At 72.4% G+C, this 20,890-nt stretch carries 26 protein-coding genes; 6 read left to right on the forward strand and 20 right to left on the reverse strand.

From position 1 onward, the window contains the following. Window positions 1-53: 53 nt before the first annotated feature. From ACFVYS_RS29070 to hisI, 10 genes are all read right to left on the reverse strand, one after another. Window positions 54-830 carry a thioredoxin domain-containing protein gene (locus tag ACFVYS_RS29070; protein ID WP_389506747.1) on the reverse strand — a complete coding sequence of 259 codons (777 nt, stop codon included), beginning with the start codon at window positions 828-830 and terminating at the stop codon, window positions 54-56. A 102-nt stretch (window positions 831-932) separates the two neighbouring features. Continuing rightward, a complete protein-coding gene (gene trpA / locus ACFVYS_RS29075) occupies window positions 933-1,769 on the reverse strand; it encodes a tryptophan synthase subunit alpha (RefSeq protein ID WP_389506749.1) in 837 nt (278 codons plus the stop codon). Then, complete coding sequence (gene trpB, locus ACFVYS_RS29080; protein ID WP_389506751.1) at window positions 1,766-3,049, reverse strand: tryptophan synthase subunit beta; 1,284 nt, start codon at window positions 3,047-3,049, stop codon at window positions 1,766-1,768. The genes trpA and trpB overlap by 4 nt, the downstream gene beginning before the upstream one ends. Window positions 3,050-3,105: 56 nt before the next feature. Beyond that, window positions 3,106-3,348 carry a tryptophan biosynthesis modulator TrpM gene (gene trpM / locus ACFVYS_RS29085; protein WP_389506753.1) on the reverse strand — a complete coding sequence of 81 codons (243 nt, stop codon included), beginning with the start codon at window positions 3,346-3,348 and terminating at the stop codon, window positions 3,106-3,108. A gap of 22 nt (window positions 3,349-3,370) precedes the next feature. Then, complete coding sequence (trpC, locus tag ACFVYS_RS29090) at window positions 3,371-4,180, reverse strand: indole-3-glycerol phosphate synthase TrpC (RefSeq protein ID WP_028806852.1); 810 nt, start codon at window positions 4,178-4,180, stop codon at window positions 3,371-3,373. A gap of 149 nt (window positions 4,181-4,329) precedes the next feature. Further along, window positions 4,330-4,788: a DUF2752 domain-containing protein gene (locus tag ACFVYS_RS29095; RefSeq protein ID WP_389506755.1), complete on the reverse strand. Its 459-nt coding sequence runs from the start codon at window positions 4,786-4,788 to the stop codon at window positions 4,330-4,332. A gap of 99 nt (window positions 4,789-4,887) precedes the next feature. Then, on the reverse strand, window positions 4,888-5,139 hold the full coding sequence (locus tag ACFVYS_RS29100) for an HGxxPAAW family protein (RefSeq protein WP_389506757.1): 252 nt from the start codon (window positions 5,137-5,139) through the stop codon (window positions 4,888-4,890). 166 nt (window positions 5,140-5,305) lie between these two features. Then, window positions 5,306-5,956, reverse strand: a complete 651-nt coding sequence (locus ACFVYS_RS29105; protein ID WP_314222589.1) for a TIGR02234 family membrane protein — start codon at window positions 5,954-5,956, stop codon at window positions 5,306-5,308. Window positions 5,957-6,049: 93 nt separating this feature from the next. Further along, on the reverse strand, window positions 6,050-7,543 hold the full coding sequence (locus tag ACFVYS_RS29110) for an anthranilate synthase component I (RefSeq protein ID WP_389506760.1): 1,494 nt from the start codon (window positions 7,541-7,543) through the stop codon (window positions 6,050-6,052). 11 nt (window positions 7,544-7,554) lie between these two features. Continuing rightward, the gene (hisI, locus tag ACFVYS_RS29115) at window positions 7,555-7,947 is read right to left on the reverse strand and encodes a phosphoribosyl-AMP cyclohydrolase (protein ID WP_389506762.1); all 393 of its coding nucleotides are present in this window, start codon (window positions 7,945-7,947) and stop codon (window positions 7,555-7,557) included. A 139-nt stretch (window positions 7,948-8,086) separates the two neighbouring features. Between hisI and ACFVYS_RS29120 the strand changes: the two genes are divergently transcribed. Together ACFVYS_RS29120 and ACFVYS_RS29125 are read left to right on the forward strand one after the other, a co-directional pair. Beyond that, the gene (locus ACFVYS_RS29120) at window positions 8,087-8,722 is read left to right on the forward strand and encodes a TIGR03085 family metal-binding protein (RefSeq protein ID WP_327182519.1); all 636 of its coding nucleotides are present in this window, start codon (window positions 8,087-8,089) and stop codon (window positions 8,720-8,722) included. Window positions 8,723-8,732: 10 nt separating this feature from the next. Further along, window positions 8,733-9,131, forward strand: a complete 399-nt coding sequence (locus ACFVYS_RS29125; protein ID WP_389506764.1) for a VOC family protein — start codon at window positions 8,733-8,735, stop codon at window positions 9,129-9,131. A gap of 2 nt (window positions 9,132-9,133) precedes the next feature. On the opposite strand, the gene hisF is transcribed toward ACFVYS_RS29125, so the two are convergent. The 8 genes from hisF to hisD are packed head-to-tail and all read right to left on the reverse strand — an operon-like array spanning window position 9,134 to window position 14,852. Continuing rightward, window positions 9,134-9,889 (reverse strand): imidazole glycerol phosphate synthase subunit HisF, encoded by a 756-nt coding sequence (gene hisF, locus ACFVYS_RS29130; protein WP_389506766.1) that lies wholly within the window; start codon window positions 9,887-9,889, stop codon window positions 9,134-9,136. Then, the gene (locus ACFVYS_RS29135) at window positions 9,886-10,284 is read right to left on the reverse strand and encodes a RidA family protein (protein WP_389506768.1); all 399 of its coding nucleotides are present in this window, start codon (window positions 10,282-10,284) and stop codon (window positions 9,886-9,888) included. The genes hisF and ACFVYS_RS29135 overlap by 4 nt, the downstream gene beginning before the upstream one ends. Beyond that, window positions 10,281-11,006: a bifunctional 1-(5-phosphoribosyl)-5-((5-phosphoribosylamino)methylideneamino)imidazole-4-carboxamide isomerase/phosphoribosylanthranilate isomerase PriA gene (gene priA, locus ACFVYS_RS29140; protein WP_389506769.1), complete on the reverse strand. Its 726-nt coding sequence runs from the start codon at window positions 11,004-11,006 to the stop codon at window positions 10,281-10,283. Before priA ends, ACFVYS_RS29135 begins: the two co-directional genes overlap by 4 nt. Further along, complete coding sequence (gene hisH, locus ACFVYS_RS29145) at window positions 11,003-11,671, reverse strand: imidazole glycerol phosphate synthase subunit HisH (protein WP_389506771.1); 669 nt, start codon at window positions 11,669-11,671, stop codon at window positions 11,003-11,005. Before hisH ends, priA begins: the two co-directional genes overlap by 4 nt. Then, window positions 11,662-11,826 (reverse strand): hypothetical protein, encoded by a 165-nt coding sequence (locus ACFVYS_RS29150; RefSeq protein WP_389506773.1) that lies wholly within the window; start codon window positions 11,824-11,826, stop codon window positions 11,662-11,664. The genes hisH and ACFVYS_RS29150 overlap by 10 nt, the downstream gene beginning before the upstream one ends. 4 nt (window positions 11,827-11,830) lie before the next feature. After that, a complete protein-coding gene (gene hisB, locus ACFVYS_RS29155) occupies window positions 11,831-12,424 on the reverse strand; it encodes an imidazoleglycerol-phosphate dehydratase HisB (RefSeq protein WP_057599520.1) in 594 nt (197 codons plus the stop codon). Further along, window positions 12,421-13,530 carry a histidinol-phosphate transaminase gene (locus ACFVYS_RS29160; protein WP_389506775.1) on the reverse strand — a complete coding sequence of 370 codons (1,110 nt, stop codon included), beginning with the start codon at window positions 13,528-13,530 and terminating at the stop codon, window positions 12,421-12,423. The genes hisB and ACFVYS_RS29160 overlap by 4 nt, the downstream gene beginning before the upstream one ends. Continuing rightward, a complete protein-coding gene (gene hisD, locus ACFVYS_RS29165) occupies window positions 13,527-14,852 on the reverse strand; it encodes a histidinol dehydrogenase (RefSeq protein WP_389506777.1) in 1,326 nt (441 codons plus the stop codon). The genes ACFVYS_RS29160 and hisD overlap by 4 nt, the downstream gene beginning before the upstream one ends. A gap of 167 nt (window positions 14,853-15,019) precedes the next feature. On the opposite strand from hisD, the gene ACFVYS_RS29170 reads away from it, so the two are divergent. The 4 genes from ACFVYS_RS29170 (at window position 15,020) to ybaK (ending at window position 19,045) form a co-directional block, all read left to right on the forward strand. After that, on the forward strand, window positions 15,020-16,609 hold the full coding sequence (locus tag ACFVYS_RS29170; protein ID WP_389506778.1) for an oxidoreductase: 1,590 nt from the start codon (window positions 15,020-15,022) through the stop codon (window positions 16,607-16,609). 125 nt (window positions 16,610-16,734) lie between these two features. Continuing rightward, window positions 16,735-17,781, forward strand: a complete 1,047-nt coding sequence (locus ACFVYS_RS29175) for a hypothetical protein (RefSeq protein WP_389506780.1) — start codon at window positions 16,735-16,737, stop codon at window positions 17,779-17,781. Between the two features lie 11 nt (window positions 17,782-17,792). Next, entirely contained in the window at window positions 17,793-18,533 is a 741-nt protein-coding gene (locus ACFVYS_RS29180) for an LON peptidase substrate-binding domain-containing protein (protein ID WP_389506781.1), read from the forward strand. 8 nt (window positions 18,534-18,541) lie between these two features. Then, window positions 18,542-19,045, forward strand: coding sequence for a Cys-tRNA(Pro) deacylase (ybaK, locus tag ACFVYS_RS29185; protein ID WP_389506783.1), 504 nt, complete (start codon window positions 18,542-18,544; stop codon window positions 19,043-19,045). Window positions 19,046-19,271: 226 nt separating this feature from the next. Here ybaK and ACFVYS_RS29190 read toward each other — a convergent pair whose 3' ends face one another. Both ACFVYS_RS29190 and ACFVYS_RS29195 read right to left on the reverse strand, forming a co-directional pair. Then, window positions 19,272-19,961 (reverse strand): DUF2567 domain-containing protein, encoded by a 690-nt coding sequence (locus ACFVYS_RS29190; RefSeq protein ID WP_389506785.1) that lies wholly within the window; start codon window positions 19,959-19,961, stop codon window positions 19,272-19,274. A gap of 34 nt (window positions 19,962-19,995) precedes the next feature. After that, window positions 19,996-20,820 carry an ABC transporter permease gene (locus ACFVYS_RS29195; protein ID WP_389506787.1) on the reverse strand — a complete coding sequence of 275 codons (825 nt, stop codon included), beginning with the start codon at window positions 20,818-20,820 and terminating at the stop codon, window positions 19,996-19,998. Window positions 20,821-20,890: the final 70 nt, after the last annotated feature.

Genomic DNA, 20,890 nt, shown 5'->3' on the forward strand with positions numbered 1-20,890 from the left:
GCAGCCCGGCTACGGCTCCATAACGGGCGGGTGCGCAGGGGCCTCACCCCTGGTCACCCTTTGTCGGCTTCCTCCACCATCTGCTTCAGCTTGGCCGGCGTCATCGACTGGTCGGCGTAGATGTTCTTGCCGTTGAACAGCACGGTCGGGGTGCCGCCGAAGTGGCCTTTCTGGAAGGCCTGGTTGGACTTCTCGACCCAGCTGTTGTGCGTGCCGTCCTCGACGCAGGTACGGAACGCGGGCGTGTCGAGGCCGTCGACCTTGGCCGCGAGCCCGATGAGCTTGCTGTTCTCGGCGAAGGCGTCGTCCGTCTCCTCCGGCTGGTTCTCGAACAGCACGTCGTGGTACGCGGGGAACTTCCCGACGTCCTGCGCGCACGCCGCCGCGTTGGCCGCGTTGCGGGAGCCGCTGCCGCCCATGTTGCCGTCGATGAGCGTGGCCAGGTGGTACTCGACCCTGAGCTTCCCGGCGTCCGTCAGCTCGTGGATCGTGGGGCGGTACGCCGCCTCGAAGGCCTTGCAGGCCGGGCAGCGGAAGTCCTCCCACACGGTGAGCGTGGACTTGGCACCGTCCTTGCCGACGGGGATCGCGAGCGCGTCCTCGCCCTGCGCCCCCGAGGGGGCCACGACCGGCCCCGCCTTGTCGCTGCTGTCGTCCTTGCCGGAGTTCGCCGCGACGACTCCGATCACCGCGGCCAGACCCAGGACGCAGACGACGCTCGACGCGACGATCAGCGTCCGCCGTCGCCGCTCCGCGGCCTTCTGTTTCTCTCGCTCGTCCGCCAGCCGCTCCCTGGCGGTGCGCTTTCCCGCACGATTCTTCTCGCTCACACCCCCAGAACGAACCGGGGAGGCGCAATGCGCCTCCCCGACCCCAGGTCCACCCGTTCGAGTGACCCGGAGAAATATCCCGCTCTGTTACGCCCGCCCCGCCTACGCCTGTCGGCGCACGCCCTTCGCCAGCTCGCCCGCGAGCTCGCGGACCGCCTCGACACCGGCCGCGTCGTCCGGCGCGTCCAGCATCCGCTTGACGAAGGCCGAGCCGACGATCACGCCGTCGGCGAAGCCGGCGACCTCGGCGGCCTGCTTCGCGTCGGAGACACCGAGGCCGACGCAGACGGGCAGGCCGGTGCCGGTGGCACGGGTCCGCTCGACCAGGTCCTGGGCCTGCGCGCCCACCGACTCGCGGGTGCCGGTGACCCCCATCAGCGAGGCGGCGTAGACGAAGCCGCTGCCCGCCTCGGTGATCTGCGCGAGCCGCGCGGCCCTGCTGCTCGGCGCCACGACGAAGACGGTCGCGAGGCCGTGCTTGTGGGCGTGCTCCCTCCACAGCGCGGATTCCTGGACCGGAAGGTCGGGCAGGATGCAGCCCGCGCCGCCCGCCTCGGCCAGCTCGGCGGTGAAGCGCTCGACCCCGTAGCGGTCGATCGGGTTCCAGTACGTCATGACGAGGATCGGCTTCCCGGTGGCCTCGAAGGCCTCCCGGACCGTCCGCATCACGTCCGCGATCCGCACCCCGCCGCGCAGGGCGATGTCGTCGGCGGTCTGGATGACCGGGCCGTCGAGGACCGGGTCGCTGTGCGGCAGACCGACCTCGACGATGTCCGCGCCACCGTCGATGACGGCCTTGATCGCCTCGATGCCGCCGTCCACGGTCGGGAACCCGGCCGGGAGGTAGGCGATGAGCGCGGCACGGCCCTCCGCCTTGGCGGCGGCGAGGGTGTCCGACAGCAGCGCGCTCTTCCCACCGGTGAATTCGGCCCCGCTCACTTGGCGTCCCCCTCGATCTCGGCGGTGTCGGCCGTGTTTGCGGCGACCTCGGCGTCGGTGTCGTACAGGCCGAAGTAACGGGCGGCCGTGTCCATGTCCTTGTCGCCGCGGCCGGACAGGTTGACGACGATCAGCCCGTCCTTGCCGAGCTCCTTGCCGACCTCCAGGGCCCCGGCCAGTGCGTGCGCGCTCTCGATGGCCGGGATGATGCCCTCGGTGCGCGACAGCAGGCGCAGCGCCTGCATGGCCGCGTCGTCGGTGACCGCGCGGTACTCGCCGCGGCCGCTGTCCTTGAGGTAGGAGTGCTCGGGGCCGATGCCCGGGTAGTCCAGGCCCGCCGAGATGGAGTACGGCTCGGTGATCTGGCCCTCGTCGTCCTGGAGGACGTAGGAGCGCGAGCCGTGCAGGATGCCGGGCTCGCCCGCGGTCAGGGTCGCCGCGTGCTCGCCGGTGTCGATGCCGTGACCGGCCGGCTCACAGCCGATCAGCCGGACGTCGGCGTCCGGGATGAAGGCGTGGAAGAGGCCGATGGCATTGGAGCCGCCGCCGACGCAGGCGACCGCCGCGTCGGGGAGGCGTCCGGCGCGCTCCAGGATCTGGCGGCGGGCCTCGACGCCGATGACGCGGTGGAAGTCGCGCACCATCGCCGGGAAGGGGTGCGGTCCGGCGACCGTGCCGAACAGGTAGTGGGTGTGGTCGACGTTGGCGACCCAGTCGCGGAAGGCCTCGTTGATGGCGTCCTTCAGCGTGCGGCTGCCGGACTTCACGGCCACGACCTCGGCGCCCAGCATGCGCATGCGCGCCACGTTGAGGGCCTGGCGCCGGGTGTCGATCTCGCCCATGTAGATGGTGCACTCGAGGCCGAAGAGGGCGCAGGCGGTGGCCGTCGCCACGCCGTGCTGGCCGGCGCCGGTCTCGGCGATCACGCGCGTCTTGCCCATGCGCCGGGTGAGCAGCGCCTGCCCGAGGACGTTGTTGATCTTGTGGGAGCCGGTGTGGTTGAGGTCCTCGCGCTTGAGGAACACCCGGGCACCGCCGGCGTGTTCGGCGAACCTCGGCACCTCGGTGAGGGAGCTGGGCCGGCCGGTGTAGTGCGCGAGCAGGTCGTCGAGCTCGCGGGCGAACTCGGGGTCGTGCTTGGCCTTGTCGTACTCGACGGCGACCTCGTCCACGGCGGCGACGAGGGCCTCCGGGATGAACTTGCCGCCGAACGCGCCGAAGTAGCCCTCGGCGGTGGGGACCTGACCCTCGGGGTCGGGAATGAAGAACTCGCTGGGCATGCGGAAACCTCACGGTGAGTGTGTGTCGGGCACGGTCGCCGTGGGGGCGGGGACGGTCAGTCGGCTGCGGGACCGTGGTGGCCGGTCGCGCCAGCGCGGCGGTGGCCGCACATCCGAAAGAGCCCCGCGCCCCTGACGGGGCGCTGCCATCGCATGCCGTTCACCTGGCCGGGTTCGTCTCCGATGACGTACCGCACGCGTCGGCCGTGCACCCGGCGTGCGGGCGCGCGGCAGCCACGGGGGCGGCAGCCGCGCGCGAGGCGGGCGTACCTGTCCATGGCCGTCGTCGTGGGTGTCATCGGGGCCGATCCTATCGGGGGATCAGCCGCGGCCGTGCCGGAGCGCGGGGTGCTCGCCCGCCGCCACCAGGTCGGCCACCGCCGTCTTCGGGTCGCGGCCCGTCACCAGGGACTCGCCGACCAGGACCGCGTCGGCGCCGGCGTTGGCGTACGCGATGAGGTCGTGCGGGCCCCGTACGCCGGACTCGGCGACGCTGACGACGTGGGCCGGGATCTCGGGGGCGACGCGCTCGAAGGTGCCCCGGTCGACCTCGAGGGTCTTCAGGTTGCGCGCGTTGACACCGATCACCTTGGCGCCCGCGTCGACCGCGCGCTCGACCTCGTCCTCGTCGTGGACCTCGACGAGCGGGGTGAGGCCGATGGAGACGGCGCGCTCGATCAGCGACTCGAGGGCCGGCTGTTCGAGGGCGGCCACGATCAGCAGCGCGAGGTCGGCGCCGTACGCGCGGGCCTCCCACAGCTGGTACGAGGTGACGATGAAGTCCTTGCGCAGCACGGGAATGTCGACCCGGGCGCGGACCGCCTCGAGGTCGGCGAGGGAGCCGCCGAAGCGGCGCTGTTCGGTGAGGACGGAGATGACGGCCGCGCCGCCCGCCTCGTAGTCGGCGGCCAGTCCGGCCGGATCGGCGATCGCGGCCAGCGCGCCCTTGGACGGGCTGGAGCGCTTGACCTCGCAGATCACCTTGACGCCGTCGCCCCGGAGCGCGGCCACCCCGTCCTTGGCGGCGGGGGCCTTCGCCGCGCGCTCCTTGAGCTCGTCGAGGCTGACGCGCGCCTGCCGCTCCGCGAGGTCGGCACGGACTCCGTCGATGATCTCGTCGAGCACACTCACGCGAGCGGCCCCCTTCCAGCGGTTGAGAGACGGTTGACAGTTCCAGCGACCAGTAGAAAAGAGGTGGTCACTGCGATGGTATCCGGAGGAAGGCGAAGGCCTCACATCCGGTTGACGCCGGTCCCACTACCTGGACGTTCGCTGATTGATCAAGGATGCAGCCAGCCACCGAACGGCAGGTTCCGGACAACCGTGAAGACCAGCACGAACGCGCCCAGCGTCCACAGCAGCACGGAGCCGGGTTCCATGCGCGCGGGGCGTCCGCGCACCGCACGGACCACCCAGACGGTCCACACCACCGCGAAGCCCAGATAGCCGACGACGGCCAGTGCGTTGTCGTGCAGGGCGGCGGCGAGGTCGCCGTGCACGAAGGCGTGCGCGCTGCGCAGTCCGCCGCAGCCCGGGCAGTACAGGCCCGTGATGCGCAGGAGGGGGCAGACCGGATAGTGGCCGGGCTCGTTGGGGTCGACGGTCCCGACGTACGCGAAGGCCCCGACGACGGCCGCGAGGGTCCCGGCGGGCACCGCGAGTCGTCCGAGCATGGTTCCCGGGGGTGTCGGGGGCGGCCGGGGCGTCACCCGCCGGCTGTCGGCGTTCACGCCTCGCATTGTGCCCCGCCGGGGCGCCACGCGCGCGTGAGGGGCGGCCGGTGTGCACCGGCCGCCCCTCACGAGGTCCTGCGGAAGTCCTGCCGAGGTCTTCGGGGCTCAGGCCTCGGCGGCCGCCGGCTCGCGGGCGGCCGTGACCTGGTGCACCGGGTGGGCCTCCTTCGGCATGCCGAGGCCCATCGCGCGCATGATGCCGCCGACGACACCACCGAGGGCCACGATCGCCATGCCGGCCCAGAAGCCGAGCGGCTCGGCCATCACCATGAACGCGCCCGCGACGGTGAACCCGATGAAGACGATGGTGACACCGGTCCAGGCGGCCGGGGTGTGTCCGTGGCTGCTGCCCGCCATGACTTGCTCCTCATTGCTGTCTCTGTGTCCGTCCGAGCCGGACGCTCGTCGTCCATTGTCCCGTACCGGCGCGCGTCGCGGACGCGGGGGTGGCCTCCGGTCGCGTCTGATTCACCACATCGGGAACCGCGCGACCGGACGTCGGCCGGGCTCGGCCCGGTCGGGTTCAGGCGGGATCCGCGCCCGTCGGGTCCTCGCCCCGGTCCAGCGCCTTCCAGATGTCCTCGGGCCGGTCAGGGTCGACGGGCTTGGCCGCGCGCCGGGGGCGCGGGGTGCCGTCGCGTTCGTAGCGGCCGGACATCGCGGGCCACAGGCGGCCGTAGCGCAGGGCGAGCAGGCCGGCCAGCAGGATCAGGGCGCCTCCCGCGGCCGCGGCGTAGGGCCAGGCGGTGTGGCTGAAGGAGGCGACGGTCGCCGAGGTGTCGCCGGAGGCCCGGGCGGCCTGCTCGTCGAGCGAGGAGCCGTCGGAGGCGCCGAGCAGGGCGGCGGCCATGATGCCGGCGCCGGAGAGCGCGAGCAGCGCGGAGACCGCGAAGCGGCCGGTCCTGCGGACGGCGAAGACGGCGACGAGCGCGGCGAGGGCCGCTATGGCGAGCGCCGCGGGCACGCCCGTCACGTCGCTGCCCCTGGCGGTCAGCGGGAAGGCGCCGCCGGCCACCGTGGCCGTGCCCTCCGACCAGCGCTGCCGGGTGGACAGCAGGGTCACGGCCGAGCCCAGCGCGCCGAACAACAGGGCGAGCGCGAGGCTTCGGCGGCCGGACCCGGCGGGGGCGGCGGCTTCGGATCGGGGGTGCGGAACGGCAGTCACGTACTCCACTATCGCCTGAACCCCGGGCGAACCGTCACCCGGGGTTCACGTGAGACGCGTCCTATCTTCGAAAGGTGCCCCGGCCGTCTGTCCGAAAGCGCCCTATTTCGCCAGCCGGTTGGCGGTGTGGACGGCGCGCAGGACCGCCGCCGCCTTGTTGCGGCACTCCTGGTCCTCGGCGACCGGGTCGGAGTCGGCGACGATGCCCGCGCCGGCCTGGACGTAGGCGGTGCCGTCGCGCAGGAGGGCCGTCCGGATGGCGATGGCGGTGTCGGAGTCGCCGGCGAAGTCCAGATAGCCCACGCAGCCGCCGTACAGGCCGCGCCGGGACGGCTCCAGTTCGTCGATGATCTGCATGGCGCGCGGCTTGGGGGCGCCGGAGAGGGTCCCGGCGGGGAAGCAGGCGGTGAGGACGTCGAAGGCGGTGCGGCCCGCGGCGACCTTCCCGGTGACGGTCGAGACGATGTGCATCACGTGCGAGTACCGCTCGACGGACATGAAGTCGACGACCTCCACCGAGCCCGGTTCGCAGACCCGGCCCAGGTCGTTGCGGCCGAGGTCGACGAGCATGAGGTGCTCGGCGCGCTCCTTGGGGTCGGCGAGCAGTTCGTCGGCGAGGGCCTGGTCCTCCTGCGGGGTGGCCCCGCGGTGCCGGGTGCCGGCGATGGGGTGGACCATGGCGTGCCCGTCCTCGACCTTGACGAGGGCTTCCGGGGAGGAGCCCACGACGTCGAAGGCCTCTCCGTCCGCGTGGGGGAAGCGGAACAGGTACATGTACGGGGAGGGGTTCGTCGCCCGCAGCACCCGGTAGACGTCCAGCGCGCTCGCCGTGCAGGGCGTCTCGAAGCGCTGGGAGGGGACGACCTGGAAGGCCTCGCCCGCGCGGATGCGCTCCTTGATGTCCTCGACGGCCGCCTGGAAGTCGGGGCCGCCCCACAGGGCGCTGTACTCGGGGAGTTCGGAGGGCGGGAGGACGGCCGGGGGCTGGGCGACCGGGCGGGAGAGGTCGGCCTCCATGGCGTCCAGCCGGGCCACCGCGTCCGTGTAGGCCTCGTCGACGCCCGTGTCGAGGTCGTTGTGGTTGATCGCGTTGGCGATCAGCAGGACCGAGCCCTCCCAGTGGTCCATGACGGCGAGGTCGCTGGTCAGGAGCATGGTCAGCTCGGGCAGCCGCAGGTCGTCGCGGTCGCCGGGGCCGATCTTCTCCAGGCGGCGCACGATGTCGTAGCCGAGGTAGCCGACCATGCCGCCGGTGAAGGGCGGCAGGCCCTCCTCGTGGGGGGTGTGGAGGGTCTCGATGGTGGCGCGCAGGGCGGCGAGCGGGTCGCCGTCCACCGGGACGCCGACGGGCGGGGAGCCGAGCCAGTGGGCCTGGCCGTCGCGCGAGGTGAGCGTGGCGGCGCTGCGGACACCCACGAAGGAGTACCGGGACCAGGAGCGGCCGTTCTCCGCGGACTCCAGGAGGAAGGTTCCGGTGCGCTCGGCGGCGAGCTTGCGGTAGAGCGCGACCGGGGTGTCGCCGTCGGCGAGGAGCTTGCGGGTGACCGGAATGACGCGGCGGTCGGTGGCCAGCTTGCGGAACGTCTCGAGGTCCATGGCGGCTGACCTTACTGATCCGTGGCGGGTACGCCGGAATCGGCGTTCTCGACCAGCACGTCGGCGTCGAAGCAGGTGCGCGCCCCGGTGTGGCAGGCGGCGCCCACCTGGTCGACCTTGACGAGCACCGTGTCGGCGTCGCAGTCGAGGGCCACGGATCTGACCCACTGGAAGTGGCCGGAGGTGTCGCCCTTGACCCAGTACTCCCGGCGGCTGCGCGACCAGTAGGTGCAGCGGCCGGTGGTGAGCGTGCGGTGCAGCGCCTCGTCGTCCATCCAGCCGAGCATGAGCACCTCACCGGTGTCGTACTGCTGGGCAATGGCGGGGACGAGCCCGTCGGCGCTGCGCTTGAGGCGCTCGGCGATCCGGGGGTCGAGGTTGCTGGGCTGGGGCGTGCTGGTCATGCCTGCCATTGTGCCGCGCGCCACTGACAGTGACGGCCCGTGTCCACTGGATGGGAAGGAGCGGCGCGAAGCGACTCGGAGGGGGATGGCGGTCGGGCGACGGGTAGGCGGACCCTCCGCGCAGTCGTAGGCTGACGGCATGTCGACTTTCGCCAAGCGTGAACGACTTCTCCTCGCCGACCTCTTGGAAACGGCGGGCCCCGAGGCCCCGACCCTCTGCGAGGGCTGGCAGACGCGGGATCTCGCGGCGCACGTGGTGGTGCGCGAGCGCCGCCCGGACGCCGCCGGGGGCATCCTGATCAAGCAGCTCGCGTCCCGCCTGGACAAGGTGATGGAGGAGTTCGCCGCCAAGCCGTACGAGGAGCTGATCCAGCTGATCCGTACGGGTCCGCCGCGCTTCTCGCCCTTCCAGCTCAAGCAGCTCGACGAGGCGTCCAACACGATCGAGTTCTATGTCCACACCGAGGACGTCCGCCGCGCCCGGCCGGACTGGACGCCGCGCGCGCTCGACCCGGTCTTCCAGGACGCCCTGTGGACCCGCCTGGAGCGCACCGCCCGTCTGATGGGCCGCGGCACCCCGACCGGTCTGGTGCTGCGGCGCCCGGACGGCCGTACCGCGGTCGCCAACCGGGGCACGCCGGTCGTGACGGCCACCGGGGAGCCGTCGGAGCTGCTGCTGTTCCTGTACGGCCGGCAGAGCGCGGCGGAGGTGGAACTGGACGGCGAGAAGGAAGCCATCACCAGGCTGCACGGCGGAAAGCAGCTCGGGATCTGAGAGGCCGCACATGATCAAGGTCGCCATGACGAGCGTGTACGTCGACGACGTCACGAAGGCCCACGCGTTCTACACCGAGGTCCTGGGGTTCGAGACGCGTCTGCACATGGATCTGGGCGAAGGCACGCTGTTCGTCACCGTGGGCGCGGCGGAGGGGGCCCAGCGGGATCTCCAGCTGCTGCTGGAGCCCGGCCAGGGTCCCATCGCGGAGCCGTACCGGGCGGCCCTGCGGGAGGCGGGGCTGCCGTGCATCGTCTTCTCGGTCGACGACCTCGACGCGGAGTACGAGCGGCTGCGGGGGCTGGGTGTCCGCTTCACCCATCCCCCGCAGGACCAGGGCCCGGTCGTGGCGGCCGTCCTGGACGACACCGTGGGCAACCTGGTGCAGCTGACCCAGCCGAAGGGCTGAGCTCAGCGCACCGGGTGTCCGGTCTCCCGCAGCGCGTCCTTGACCTGGCCGATCCGCAGGTCGCCGAAGTGGAACACCGACGCGGCGAGCACCGCGTCCGCGCCCGCGTCGACGGCCGGCGGGAAGTCGGCGAGCCTGCCGGCGCCGCCGGAGGCGATCACCGGGACCGTCACGTGCTTACGGACGGCGGCGATCATCTCCAGGTCGTAGCCGTCCTTCGTGCCGTCCGCGTCCATCGAGTTGAGCAGGATCTCGCCCGCGCCCAGCTCGGCCGCGCGGTGCGCCCACTCGATGGCGTCGATGCCGGTGCCCTGGCGGCCGCCGTGCGTCGTCACCTCGAAGGTCCCCGCGGGGGTCCGCCGGGCGTCCACCGAGAGCACCAGCACCTGGCTGCCGAACCGCTCGGCGATCTCCTTGATCAGCTCCGGGCGGGCGATGGCGGCCGTGTTGACGCCCACCTTGTCCGCGCCGGCCCGCAGCAGCTTGTCGACGTCCTCGGCGGTGCGTACCCCGCCGCCCACCGTCAGCGGGATGAACACCTGCTCGGCGGTGCGGCGCACCACGTCGTAGGTCGTCTCGCGGTTGCCCGACGAGGCGGTGATGTCCAGGAACGTCAGCTCGTCGGCGCCCTCGGCGTCGTACACCTTGGCCATCTCGACGGGGTCGCCCGCGTCGCGCAGGTTCTGGAAGTTGACGCCCTTGACGACCCGGCCGTTGTCCACGTCCAGGCAGGGGATGACTCGTACGGCAAGGGTCATGCCGAGGACCCTCCTCGATAGGCCTCCACCTCGACCTCGACGACCAGGCTGGGGTCCACGAGGCCGGAGACGATGAGCATGGACGCGGCGGGCCGGACGGTCTCGAACAGCTCCTTGTGGGCGCGTCCGACGTCGTCCACGTCCCGCGCGTGGGTGAGGTACATGCGGGTGCGCACGACGTCGTCGCGCCCGAGGCCCAGCTGCTCCAGTGCCGCGAACGCGACAGCGAAGGCGTTGACCGTCTGCTCGTAGGGACCGCCGCCGGCGATCTCGCCGTCCACGATCGATGTGCACCCGGAGACCAGTACCAGGCCGTTCGGCAGCTCCACCGCGCGGGAGTACCCGAAGGTCTCCTCCCAGGGCGCGCCGGTCGTGATGCGTCGTACCTCGCTCACCGGGCGACCGCCTCCAGGGCCTCTTCCAGGGTGAACGCCTTGGCGTACAGGGCCTTGCCGACGATGGAGCCCTCTACGCCGACGGGCACCAGTTCGGCGATGGCCCGCAGGTCGTCGAGGGAGGACACGCCGCCCGAGGCCACGACCGGCCGGTCCGTCACGGCGCACACGTTCTTCAGGAGTTCCAGGTTGGGGCCCTGGAGGGTGCCGTCCTTGGCGATGTCGGTGACGACGTAGCGCGCGCAGCCCTCCTTGTCGAGACGCGCCAGCGTCTCGTAGAGGTCGCCGCCGTCGCGGGTCCAGCCGCGGCCGCGCAGGGTCGTGCCCCGGACGTCGAGGCCGACCGCGATCTTGTCGCCGTGCTCGGCGATGACCTTGGCGACCCACTCGGGGGTCTCCAGGGCGGCGGTGCCCAGGTTGACCCGGGTGCAGCCGGTGGCCAGGGCGGCGGCGAGGGTGTCGTCGTCGCGGATGCCGCCGGACAGCTCCACCTTGATGTCCATCGCGCCCGCGACCTCGGCGATCAGCGCGCGGTTGTCGCCGGTGCCGAACGCGGCGTCCAGGTCGACCAGGTGCAGCCACTCGGCGCCGGAGCGCTGCCAGGCGAGGGCGGCCTCGAGCGGGGAGCCGTAGGAGGTCTCGGTGCCCGACTCGCCGTGCACGAGACGGACGGCCTGGCCGTCGCGAACGTCGACGGCGGGGAGGAGTTCGAGCTTGCTCACAGTGTTCCGATCCAGTTGGTGAGGAGCTGGGCTCCGGCGTCGCCGGACTTCTCGGGGTGGAACTGCGTGGCCCACAGGGCGCCGTTCTCCACGGCGGCCACGAACGGCTTGCCGTGCGTCGACCAGGTCACCTTCGGCGCCCGCAGCAGCGGGTTGTGCACGTCGAGGGACCAGTCCTGCACGGCGTAGGAGTGCACGAAGTAGAAGCGCGCGTCCGCGTCCAGTCCGGCGAACAGCTCGGAGTCGGCCGGGGCGTCGACGGTGTTCCAGCCCATGTGGGGCACGATCTCGGCCTGGAGCGGCTCGACCGCGCCGGGCCACTCGTCGAGACCCTCGGTCTCCACGCCGTGCTCGATGCCCCGCGCGAACAGGATCTGCATGCCGACGCAGATGCCCATCACGGGGCGCCCGCCGGCCAGCCTGCGGCCGATGATCCAGTCGCCGCGGGCCTCCTTCAGGCCGCGCATGCAGGCGGCGAAGGCGCCGACGCCCGGCACCAGCAGCCCGTCGGCGTTCATGGCGGTGTCGAAGTCACGCGTGATCTCGACATCGGCCCCGGTGCGCGCGAGGGCCCGCTCGGCGGAGCGGACGTTGCCGAAGCCGTAGTCGAAGACGACGACCTTCTTCGGGCTCTTCGAGGTGTTCGGGGCGGTGCTCAATTCCACACCTCCAGCCGCACGACGCCTGCGAGGAGACACATCGCGGCGCCGATCGAGAGCAGCACGATCAGGCTCTTCGGCATCTGCTGTTTGACGAACGAGTAGATGCCGCCGGCCAGGAAGAGGCCGACGACGATCAGGATGGTCGACAGTCCGCTCATGGCTTTACAGGGCGCCCTTCGTGGAGGGGAGGATGCCGGCCGCGCGCGGGTCGCGCTCGGAGGCGTAGCGCAGGGCCCGGGCCAGCGCCTTGAACTGGCACTCCACGATGTGGTGCGCGTTGCGCCCGTAGGGCACGTGCACGTGCAGCGCGATCTGCGCCTGGGCGACGAAGGACTCCAGGATGTGCCGGGTCATCGTGGTGTCGTACTCACCGATCATCGGCGCCATCTTCTCGGGCTCGGTGTGCACGAGGTAGGGCCGGCCGGAGAGGTCGACGGTGACCTGGGCGAGGGACTCGTCCAGCGGGACCGTGCAGTTGCCGAACCGGTAGATGCCCACCTTGTCGCCGAGGGCCTGCCGGAAGGCGGCGCCGAGCGCGAGGGCGGTGTCCTCGATGGTGTGGTGGGAGTCGATGTGCAGGTCGCCGTCGGTCTTCACGGTCAGGTCGAACAGACCGTGCCGGCCGAGCTGGTCCAGCATGTGGTCGTAGAAGCCGACGCCGGTCGACACATCGACCTTGCCGGTGCCGTCGAGGTTGATCTCGACGAGGACCGACGTCTCCTTCGTCGTGCGCTCTGTACGTCCTACGCGGTTCATGGCCTCTGCTCCTTCTTCACATCACGGACCGCGTCGAGGAACGCGTCATTCTCTTCGGGGGTTCCGGCGGTGACCCGCAGCCAGCCGGGTACGCCGTTGTCGCGGACCAGGACGCCCCGGTCGAGGATCTGCTGCCAGACCGTGTGGGCGTCTGCGAACCGCCCGAACTGCACGAAGTTGGCGTCGGACGCCGTCACCTCGTAGCCGATCGCGAGCAGTTCGCGCACCAGCCGGTCGCGCTCCGACTTGAGCTGCTCGACGTACTTCAGCAGCGTGTCGGTGTGTTCCAGGGCGGCCAGCGCGGTCGCCTGGGTGACGGCCGACAGGTGGTACGGCAGCCGGACGAGCTGCACGGCGTCCACGACCGCCGGGTGCGCGGCGAGGTAGCCGAGGCGCAGGCCGGCCGCGCCGAAGGCCTTGGACATGGTGCGCGAGACGACGAGATTCGGCCGACCTTCGAGCAGCGGCAGCAGTGAGTCGCCGTGGCTGAACTCGACGTACGCCTCGTCCACGACCACCATCGACGGCCTGGCGCTCTGCGCGGCCTCGTACAGCGCGAGGACCGTCTCGGCCGGGACCGCGGTGCCGGTGGGGTTGTTGGGGGTGGTGATGAAGACGACGTCGGGCCGGTGTTCGGCGATGGCCCGCTCGGCGGCCGCCAGGTCGATGGTGAAGTCCTCGCGCCGCGGACCCGAGATCCAGCCGGTGCCGGTGCCGCGCGCGATGAGCCCGTGCATCGAGTACGACGGCTCGAAGCCGATCGCGGTGCGGCCCGGTCCGCCGAAGGTCTGGAGCAACTGCTGGATGACCTCGTTGGAGCCGTTGGCGGCCCACACGTTCGCCAAGCCGACCTCGTACCCTGCCGTGTCGGTCAGGTACTCCGCGAGCCGCGTGCGCAGCTCGACGGCGTCCCGGTCCGGGTAGCGGTTGAGGTTGCGGGCCGCCTCGCGCACCCGCTCCGCGATCCGCTCGACGAGCGCCTCGGGCAGCGGGTAGGGGTTCTCGTTGGTGTTCAGCCGTACGGGGACGTCCAACTGGGGCGCGCCGTAGGGGGACTTGCCGCGCAGCTCGTCCCGTACGGGGAGATCGTCGATTTCGAAGTTCACTTGCTCGCCGGTACCTTCCACCCGAACCTCGCCTTGATCGCCGCGCCGTGCGCGGGCAGGTCCTCCGCCTCCGCCAGCGTCACCACGTGCTGCGCGACGTCGGCCAGCGCGGCCCGCGTGTAGTCGACGATGTGGATGCCCCGCAGGAAGGACTGCACGGACAGCCCGGAGGAGTGGCAGGCGCAGCCGCCCGTCGGCAGCACGTGGTTGGACCCGGCCGCGTAGTCGCCCAGCGACACCGGCGCCCAGGGGCCGACGAAGATCGCGCCCGCGTTCTTCACCCGGTCGGCCACGGCGGCCGCGTCGGCCGTCTGGATCTCCAGGTGCTCGGCGCCGTACGCGTCGACCACCCGCAGGCCCTCGTCGACGCCGTCGACCAGCACGATCGCGGACTGCCTGCCGGCGAGCGCCGGGACGATCCGGTCCTCGATGTGCTTGGTGGCCGCGACCTGTGGCTCCAGTTCCTTGGCGACCGCGTCCGCCAGCTCGACGGAGTCGGTGACCAGGACGGCGGCCGCGAGCGGATCGTGCTCGGCCTGGCTGATCAGGTCGGCGGCGACGTGCACCGGGTCGGCGCTGTCGTCGGCGAGGACCGCGATCTCGGTCGGGCCGGCCTCCGCGTCGATGCCGATCTTGCCGGCGAAGTAGCGCTTGGCGGCGGCGACCCAGATGTTGCCGGGGCCGGTGACCATGTTGGCGGGCGGGCAGGACTCGGTGCCGTACGCGAACATCGCGACGGCCGTCGCGCCGCCGGCCGCGTACACCTCGTCGACGCCGAGGAGGGCGCAGGCCGCGAGGATCGTCGGGTGCGGCAGGCCGCCGAACTCGGACTGGGCCGGGGAGGCGAGCGCGATGGAGCCGACGCCGGCTTCCTGCGCCGGCACGACGTTCATGACCACGGAGGACGGGTAGACCGACCGGCCGCCGGGCGCGTACAGCCCGACCCGCTCGACCGGCACCCACTTCTCGGTCACCGACCCACCGGGCACGACCTGGGTCGTGTGCGTCGTACGGCGCTGCTCGCGGTGGACGAGACGGGCGCGGCGGATGGACTCCTCCAGGGCCGCGCGGACGGCCGGGTCGAGCCGCTCGAGCGCGTCGGCGATCGCCGCCGCGGGCACGCGGACGGATTCCAGCCGCACCCCGTCGAACTTCTCGGCGAAGTCGATCAGCGCCGCGTCGCCCCGATGATGCACGGCCTCGCAGATCGGACGCACCTTCTCCAGGGCGGCCGAGACGTCGAAGTCGGCTCGGGGCAGGAGGTCGCGCAGGGCGGGTCCCTCGGGGAGGGCGTCGCCGCGCAGATCGATTCGGGAGATCACGCCGTCAATTCTCTCAGACCGGGATCGGGCGTCGGTCGCGCGTATCAATGGCTGATACAGAACCTGGCCGGAATCCGGAAGATCAGCTTCGGCTCTAGCGTTCGGGGGGCCGCCCACCGGGCATGAACAGCTGTGCGAAACCGTGGGTGACGGAGGGGGTGAATCGTGTGACCGAGGGGGCGGGCATCCGCGCGGGAGGCGACCCGGGGGATCTGCCGGACGACCTGACCGCCGCCGAGGCCGGGATGTGGCAGGCCTTCCGCAACGGCAGCGTGTACGACCTGAGCAGCGGGGACACGGTCGTCGACGACCCGCACGGCGGGCATCCCTGGGGCGCGTCGCGGACCGTGCGGGCGCGGATCGTCGCCTGGCTGCTGCTGGCCGGGCCGCCCGCGCTGGCCGGCCGGGTCGCCTCGCTGAAGCTGGCGGGCGTGCAGGTCAGCGGCACCCTGGACCTCGCGGGCGGCACGGTGGTGCCGTACCTGGAGATGAAGCGCTGCCGGTTCGAGCGGGAGGTGCTGCTGCCGGAGGCGCGGTTCACGACCCTGCGGATGGTGGACTGCTCGGTGCCGCGTCTCGAGGCGGCCCGGGTGCACACCGAGGGCGATCTGCACCTCCCCCGCTGCCGCTTCCACAACGGCGTCCGGCTCACCGACGCGCACATCGGCACGGACCTGCTGCTCAACCAGGCGATCGTCTACCGCGACCGCAGCGGACGCTCGATCGCCGCCGACGGCATGACGGTCGGCCAGGACCTCCAGGCCGAGCTGCTCGAATCGCACGGCGAGCTGAGCCTGCGCAGCGCCAAGATCGGCGTGTCGCTGAGCCTGCGCGGCGCGCGGCTGGCCAACCCGTACACCCGGCTCGCGCTGAACGCGCCCCAGCTGACGGTGGAGCGCTCGCTGTACCTGACCCCGGCCGGCGTCGGCGGTCAGGCGCTGAGCGGCACGACACCCGCGCGCGGGACCCGCGTCCAGCGCTTCGAGTGCCGGGGCGGGGTGCGGCTGGACGACGGGCGGTTCGGGGACGCCGTGGACCTGGAGCGGGCCCGGTTCGTGTTCACGGAGGACCAGGAGCTGTCGCTGCGCCGGGTGCAGACGCCCGAGCTGCGCTTCCTCGGGGAGCGGCCGCCGCGCGGCAAGGTGGTGCTGTCGGGCGCCCGGGTGATCAACCTGGTGGACCGGGCGAGCGCGTGGCCGGGCCCCGGCAGTGTGCACATGGGCGGCTTCGCCTACGAGAACCTGGTGCCGCAGGGCCCGTTCCCGCTGGCCGAGCGGCTGCGCTGGGTGGCCGCGGCGACCGCCGAGTACGCCCCGGAGCCGTACGAACGGCTGGCCACCGTGCTGCGGGCCGGCGGGGAGGACGAGGACGCCCGCGAGGTACTGCTGGCCAAGCAGCGCCGGCGCCGCGAGACCCTGCCGCCGGCCGCGAAACTCTGGGGCTACGTCCAGGACTGGACGGTCGCCTACGGGTACCGGCCGGGCCGCGCGGCGGTGTGGATGGCGGTGCTGTGGGCGGCGAGCTCGCTGGCCTTCGCGCACGCCGCGCATCCGCCCGTCGACCGGAACGGGCACCCGCCCTGGAATCCCGCCCTGTTCGCGCTCGACCTGCTGCTGCCGGTCATCGACCTCGGTCAGGTCGGCGAGTGGCAGCTGCGCGGCGGCTGGCAGTGGCTGTCGGCGGCGCTGATCCTGCTCGGCTGGATCCTGGCGACGACGGTCGCGGCGGGGGCCACGCGACTGCTGCGGCGGGGATGACCGGTGGACAGCGGGCTCACGCGCAGTCGCCCACAGTCACCTTTTACCGCTCCTTGACCGTACGGTGTACAACTTTCGTGAAGGTGCCGGAACCCTCTGGCGCAATCTGAACCCGCGGCTTTTCAATGGGCGACACCATGGCTCTGCTGCCCCCGTTCATCCGCGCCTCCCGGGCCTCCCGGACGGCACGGAACGCCGCCGCCCCCCACAGCGCCGCCGGGCTCCCCGCCGACGACGAGGTGCTCCTCGACGTGCCCGACGACCGACTCGGCCCCGCCCTGGTCGCCGCCGGACTGGGCGCCTACGCGCCCGCCGCCCAGCTCATGGCCCGGACCCGGGAACGGGCCGAGTGGGAGTACCGGGACCGGTACGTCACCCGGCTGGCGTCCTTCGCGCACTCCCGCTCGGAGTGGTTCGAGGAGTGGCGCGCCGCCGCCCCGCGCGACCCGGACGTGCTGCTCGTCGCCGCCCAGCTCGCGGTGCACCGGGCCTGGCGCTCACCGGCCCGGGCCGAGCTGCTGCGCGAGGTGAGCCCGCTGATCACGGCCGCCGCGCAGAGCGACGTCCGCGACCCGGTGCCGTGGCGGATCGCCCTGGACCACGCGCGCGGCACCCGCGCCGGACACAAGTACTTCGGCGAACTGTGGTCGGCCGCAGTCCGCCGCGCCCCGCACCACTACGGCTGCCATGTCGCCGCCAAGCGCTATCTCGCCGAGTCGTGGCACGGCTCCCATGGGGAGTGCTTCGACTTCGCCGACCGTGCCGCGCAGGACGCGCCGGCCGGCTCCCTCGTCCAGGCACTGCCGACGCGGGCCGCTTTCGCGTACCTGACCGACGGCTGCGGGCCCGAGGTACCGCGCGAGCGACTGGACGCGGCGGCCGACCGCGCCATCGCGCTCTCCGCCCGATTCCCGTCCGTCGACCCGTGGCCGGCCGAGATCCGCAATGTGCTGACGTACGTCCTGGTCCGCCTGGACCGCCACGACGACGCCCTCGCGCAACTGCGCCTGATCGGCCCCTACGCCACCTCCTTCCCCTGGGGCCGACTGTCCGACGATCCGCTCGGCCACTTCCTGGCGGTACGCGAGGAAGTGCGCTCGGGGCCGTCCGAGCGGCCCCCCTGGAGTCCAGGGAGCGGGCACGGCGGACGAGCCCACTCCACGGACCACTAGGCTTCAGCGTCGTGACCACCGTCCGTCTGCCGCTCTTCCCCCTGAACTCGGCGTTGTTCCCGGGGCTCGTGCTCCCGCTCAACGTCTTCGAGGAGCGCTATCGCGCCATGATGCGCGACCTGTTGAAGACCCCCGAGGACGAATCACGCCGGTTCGCCGTCGTGGCGATCCGCGACGGCCATGAGGTGGCCCCCAGCTCCCACGGCCTGCCCGGCCAGACCGCGCTGCCCGAGCGCGGCCCCGCGGCCGGCTTCGGCGACGCTCCGCTCAAGGCGTTCCACGACGTCGGCTGTGTGGCCGACGCGGCGACGATCCGCGAGCGCGCCGACGGCACCTTCGAGGTGCTGGCGACGGGCACCACCCGCGTGAAGCTGCTGTCGGTTGACGCGTCCGGCCCGTTCCTGACCGCCGAGCTCCAGGAACTGCCCGAGGACCCGGGCGACGAGGCGGGCGCCCTCGCGGAAGGCGTGCTGCGCGCCTTCCGCCAGTACCAGAAGCGCCTGGCGGGCGCCCGCGAGCGCTCGCTGACCACCGGCGCGGATCTCCCGGACGACCCGTCGGTGGTGTCGTACCTGGTGGCGGCCGCGATGATGCTGGACACCCCGACCAAGCAGCGCCTGCTCCAGGCCCCCGACACGGCCTCCCGCCTGCGGGACGAGCTGAAACTGCTGCGCGCGGAGACGGCGATCATCCGCAGCCTGCCCTCGCTGCCCGCGTCGGACCTGACGCGCGGCCCGACCAGTCTCAACTGAAGGCCCGCATGGCGAAGAAGCCGAAGAAACAGCAGCAGTCCGCGGGCACGCCCGCGACGGTGGCCCTGACGGCGGCGGGCGTGGACTTCACGGTCCACGCCTACGACCACGACCCGAGCCACCCGTCCTACGGCGAGGAGGCCGCCGAGGCGATGGGCGTCTCCCCCGACCGGGTCTTCAAGACCCTGGTCGCGGACGTGGACGGCGCGCTGACGGTGGCCGTGGTCCCGGTGGCCGGCTCCCTGGACCTGAAGGCCCTGGCGTCGGCGGTGGGCGGAAAACGGGCGGCGATGGCCGACCCGACCCTCGCGGAACGCACCACGGGCTACGTCCGGGGCGGCATCTCCCCCCTGGGCCAGCGCAAGAGGCTCCCCACGGTTCTGGACGCCTCGGCGACGACCCACCCCACGATCTGCGTCTCGGCGGGCCGCAGAGGCCTGGAGGTGGAACTCACCCCCACGGCATTGGCCGACCTCACGGGGGCGGTACTGTCCCCCATCGCCCGCGCCTAACCAGCCCGTCCGGCGCTCGAGGACGAGGCCGCAGGCCGATATCGGGGGCCTCGGGGCAGCGCCTGGGAAAGGAGCGGCGGGGGACGGGGGCGGTACTGGCCCCCATCGCCCGCGCCCAACCAGCCCGTCCGGCGCTCGAGGACGAGGCCGCAGGCCGAATAAGGGGTCTGGGGGCAGCGCCCCCAGGGACGGGAAGGGAAAGGGCGGCGGGGGCGAGGAAATGCCCCTAGCCCATCGGCGCCCCGTACCCGTCCTTCGGCACACCCAGGTGCGCCTGATACGGATCGGGATCCCGAGGCCCGAACAACGCCGTGAGCCCCAGATGCATCAGCGCCGCGGCGAACGACCACGCCAGCAACGCCCCCTTCGCGCCCAGCTTCAGCGGAGCCGAGAACGCGACCCCCTTGCCCGCCGACTGCGCGTGCGCGATCACATCGGAGTCGGGCCCCAGCCACACCCCCAGCCGCCACGCCAGCAACGACCCGAGGAACCCCCCGACGGCGAGGCCGATCACCAGCGGCACTCCACCGCGCCGCCGCCACAGGAACACGGCCAGGGCGCTCACGGCCCCGAACGCCAGGGCCAGCAGCGTGAACGTTCCGTCCACGCCGATCGCCTGTTCCCCCTCGGTGTCCTTGAAGTAGACGACCCAGTTGTCGTCCACCAGGTCACCGACCAGCGGCACCTTGGGCGCCAGCCACACCCACAGCAGCCCGAGCAGCGCGCCGGCGAGCGCGACCGCCACCGTGATGACGGCGGCTTCGCGCAGTTCGGTCTTCATGCCGGGCCCGTCCTGTCCGTACGCGACGTCATGGGGCGCGGTGGCCACCCCCGCGTACCCGCCGGGCGGCGGAGGCCAGGCCGTGTGCGAGGAGGGTTCGTGCGGCGGCGGAGGCGGAGTCAGCGGTGCGGTCACTCTGACATCGTGCCAGGCGCGCCTGTGCCGCGCGTCACCGGACGGCGGCTCGGCGGTACGCCCAGGTGGCGACGGCCAGCGAAACGACGCCGACCCCGGCGCACACGGCGAGGTCGGCGAGGACGAACGCCCAGTCGGGACTCGCCCGGAAGGTCCGGGCGAACGCCTCGACCCCGTACGTCGACGGCAGCAGATCGCGGGCGAAGCGCACCGCCTCCGGCATCCGGTCCGGCGGCAGCACGCCCAGCAGCAGCGCCGCCGACATGCCGAGCTGCCCCAGCACGGTGGCCAGCTCCGGCCGCGGCGCGAGCAGCCCGAAGGCCGCGCCCAGTCCGGACAGGGCGGCGCCGGCCAGCGGGATCACGGCCGCGAGGATCCACAGATGGGTGAACGGCAGCCCGAACAGCACGCATCCGAAGACCGCCGTCACCAGGGTCCCCGGCACGGTGAAGGACGCGTACGCGCCCGCCGCGCCGAGCACCACGGCCGCGGGCGGCACCGGAAGGGTCGCGTAGTGGTCCAGCCCGCCGCTCGCCCGCAGCTGTCCGAAGTACTGCGCGAGCAGGTTCAGCGCGACGAACGCGACGACGAGGACCGCGGAGCCCGCCACCACGGCCTCCGCCTCGCGGCCCCCGTCCACCACCCCCCGCATCATGATCAGGATGCCGACCGACTGGAAGGTCGCCACGAACAGCAGCGGGATACGCGCCACCCGGGCCCGGGACAGCTGTGCCCGGTACACGGCCACCAGCGACGGCCACAGCCGCGCGCGGGGGGCCAGCTCGGCGGCGGCGCGGGGCACCGGCTGGGTGACGGCCCGGGCGCTTCCCGGCAGAACCTCGGCGGGTACGACACTCACGTGACGTTGCTCCTCTTCCCTACGGTTCCCCTACCGTCCCATACGGGCCTGGAGGCTCGCTCGCTCACCT

The organism is Streptomyces sp. NPDC058295, assembly GCF_042880655.1.
Taxonomy (GTDB): Bacteria; Actinomycetota; Actinomycetes; order Streptomycetales; family Streptomycetaceae; genus Streptomyces; species Streptomyces coriariae.

What these genes read in the sequence shown, in the direction of transcription:
- trpM (WP_389506753.1), bottom strand. Translation starts at nt 3,348, where the DNA reads ATGACACCCACGACGACGGCCATGGACAGGTACGCCCGCCTCGCGCGC.
- ACFVYS_RS29100 (WP_389506757.1), bottom strand. Translation starts at nt 5,139, where the DNA reads ATGGCGGGCAGCAGCCACGGACACACCCCGGCCGCCTGGACCGGTGTC.
- hisB (WP_057599520.1), bottom strand. Translation starts at nt 12,424, where the DNA reads ATGAACCGCGTAGGACGTACAGAGCGCACGACGAAGGAGACGTCGGTC.
- ACFVYS_RS29150 (WP_389506773.1), bottom strand. Translation starts at nt 11,826, where the DNA reads ATGAGCGGACTGTCGACCATCCTGATCGTCGTCGGCCTCTTCCTGGCC.
- ACFVYS_RS29120 (WP_327182519.1), top strand. Translation starts at nt 8,087, where the DNA reads ATGTCGACTTTCGCCAAGCGTGAACGACTTCTCCTCGCCGACCTCTTG.
- ACFVYS_RS29125 (WP_389506764.1), top strand. Translation starts at nt 8,733, where the DNA reads ATGATCAAGGTCGCCATGACGAGCGTGTACGTCGACGACGTCACGAAG.
- ybaK (WP_389506783.1), top strand. Translation starts at nt 18,542, where the DNA reads ATGGCGAAGAAGCCGAAGAAACAGCAGCAGTCCGCGGGCACGCCCGCG.
- ACFVYS_RS29095 (WP_389506755.1), bottom strand. Translation starts at nt 4,788, where the DNA reads ATGCGAGGCGTGAACGCCGACAGCCGGCGGGTGACGCCCCGGCCGCCC.
- trpB (WP_389506751.1), bottom strand. Translation starts at nt 3,049, where the DNA reads ATGCCCAGCGAGTTCTTCATTCCCGACCCCGAGGGTCAGGTCCCCACC.
- ACFVYS_RS29175 (WP_389506780.1), top strand. Translation starts at nt 16,735, where the DNA reads ATGGGCGACACCATGGCTCTGCTGCCCCCGTTCATCCGCGCCTCCCGG.
- hisI (WP_389506762.1), bottom strand. Translation starts at nt 7,947, where the DNA reads ATGACCAGCACGCCCCAGCCCAGCAACCTCGACCCCCGGATCGCCGAG.
- hisF (WP_389506766.1), bottom strand. Translation starts at nt 9,889, where the DNA reads ATGACCCTTGCCGTACGAGTCATCCCCTGCCTGGACGTGGACAACGGC.
- ACFVYS_RS29110 (WP_389506760.1), bottom strand. Translation starts at nt 7,543, where the DNA reads ATGGACCTCGAGACGTTCCGCAAGCTGGCCACCGACCGCCGCGTCATT.